We start from the raw sequence: 2,032 nt of genomic DNA, 5'->3' as shown, positions 1-2,032 counted from the left end.
GGCCAGCGGTTCGGTGAGATGGAGGTCTGGGCGCTGGAGGCGTACGGCGCCGCCTACGCCCTGCAGGAGCTGCTCACCATCAAGTCGGACGACATTCTGGGCCGGGTCAAGGTCTACGAGGCCATCGTCAAGGGCGAGAACGTCCCAGAACCGGGGATCCCGGAATCATTCAAGGTGCTGATCAAGGAAATGCAGTCTTTGTGTCTCAACGTCGAGGTGCTGTCGAGCGACGGCGCCGCGATCGAGATGCGCGATACCGACGAGGATGTCTTCCGCGCAGCCGAGGAACTCGGCATCGACCTGTCCCGGCGCGAGCCGAGCAGTGTCGAAGAGGTCTGATCAAGAAGGGGGAATACCGCACATGCTAGATGTCAACTTCTTCGACGACCTCCGCATCGGCCTCGCCACCGCCGAGGACATCAGGCAGTGGTCACACGGCGAAGTGAAGAAGCCGGAGACCATTAACTACCGCACCCTCAAGCCGGAAAAGGACGGGCTCTTCTGCGAGAAGATCTTCGGCCCGACCCGGGACTGGGAGTGCTACTGCGGCAAGTACAAGCGGGTCAGGTTCAAGGGCATCATCTGCGAGCGCTGCGGCGTCGAGGTCACTCGCGCCAAGGTGCGGCGTGAGCGGATGGGGCACATCGAGCTGGCCGCGCCGGTCACGCACATCTGGTACTTCAAGGGTGTGCCGAGCCGCCTCGGCTACCTGCTCGACCTGGCGCCGAAGGACCTGGAGAAGGTCATCTACTTCGCCGCCTACATGATCACGTACGTCGACGACGAGGCGCGCCAGCGCGACCTGCCGTCGCTCGAGGCGCGGATCACGGTCGAGCGGACGCAGCTCGAGCAGCGCCGCGACAACGACATCGAGACCAGGCAGAAGAAGCTCGAGGGCGACCTGGCCGAGCTCGAGGCGTCCGGGGCGAAGGGGGACGCGCGGCGCAAGGTCCGCGAGTCCGCCGACCGCGAGATGAAGCAGATCCGCGACCGCGCCGGCAAGGAGATCGACAGGATCGACGAGGTGTGGTCCCGGTTCAAGGGCCTGAAGGTCCAGGACCTGGAGGGCGACGAGCTGCTCTACCGCGAGATGCGGGACCGGTTCGGCCGGTACTTCCGCGGCGGCATGGGCGCCCAGGCCATCCAGGACCGGCTCGCGACCTTCGACCTGGACGCCGAGGCCAACGACCTGCGAGAGACCATCCGCACGGGCAAGGGCCAGAAGAAGGCCCGCGCGCTCAAGCGGCTCAAGGTCGTGTCCGCGTTCCTGAACACCCGTAACTCGCCGATGGGCATGGTCCTCGACTGCATCCCGGTGATCCCGCCGGACCTGCGGCCGATGGTCCAGCTCGACGGTGGCCGGTTCGCCACGAGCGACCTCAACGACCTGTACCGACGGGTCATCAACCGGAACAACCGGCTGAAGAGGCTGCTCGACCTCGGCGCGCCCGAGATCATCGTGAACAACGAGAAGCGGATGCTCCAGGAGGCCGTGGACAGCCTGTTTGACAATGGCCGCCGCGGCCGCCCGGTCACCGGGCCTGGCAACCGCCCGCTGAAGTCGCTGAGCGACATGCTCAAGGGCAAGCAGGGCCGGTTCCGCCAGAACCTGCTTGGCAAGCGCGTCGACTACTCGGGCCGGTCAGTGATCGTCGTCGGCCCGCAGCTCAAGTTGCACCAGTGCGGCCTGCCCAAGCAGATGGCCCTGGAGCTGTTCAAGCCGTTCGTGATGAAGCGCCTGGTCGACCTGAACCACGCGCAGAACATCAAGTCCGCCAAGCGGATGGTGGAGCGGGCCAAGCCGGTCGTGTGGGACGTCCTCGAAGAGGTCATCACCGAGCACCCGGTGCTGCTCAACCGGGCGCCGACGCTGCACAGGCTGGGCATCCAGGCCTTCGAGCCACAGCTGGTCGAGGGCAAGGCGATCCAGATCCACCCGCTGGTCTGCACCGCGTTCAACGCGGACTTCGACGGCGACCAGATGGCGGTGCACCTGCCGCTGTCCGCCGAGGCGCAGGCCGAGGCGCGGATC

At 66.1% G+C, this 2,032-nt stretch carries 1 protein-coding gene and 1 pseudogene; both read left to right on the top strand.

Annotated elements, in window-relative coordinates:
* Positions 1 to 339 (top strand): hypothetical protein (locus tag WA805_RS02820; RefSeq protein WP_425241580.1); only part of this gene is annotated, 339 nt, incomplete at its 5' end.
* Positions 340 to 361: 22 nt separating this feature from the next.
* A pseudogene (locus tag WA805_RS02815) lies at positions 362 to 2,032 on the top strand (DNA-directed RNA polymerase subunit beta'); the annotation flags it as partial.

Source organism: Trebonia sp., from assembly GCF_049794275.1.
GTDB lineage: Bacteria > Actinomycetota > Actinomycetes > Streptosporangiales > Streptosporangiaceae > Trebonia.
The sequence above is the reverse complement of the archived record's forward strand: the minus strand, read 5'-3'. Positions and strand labels throughout refer to the sequence as shown.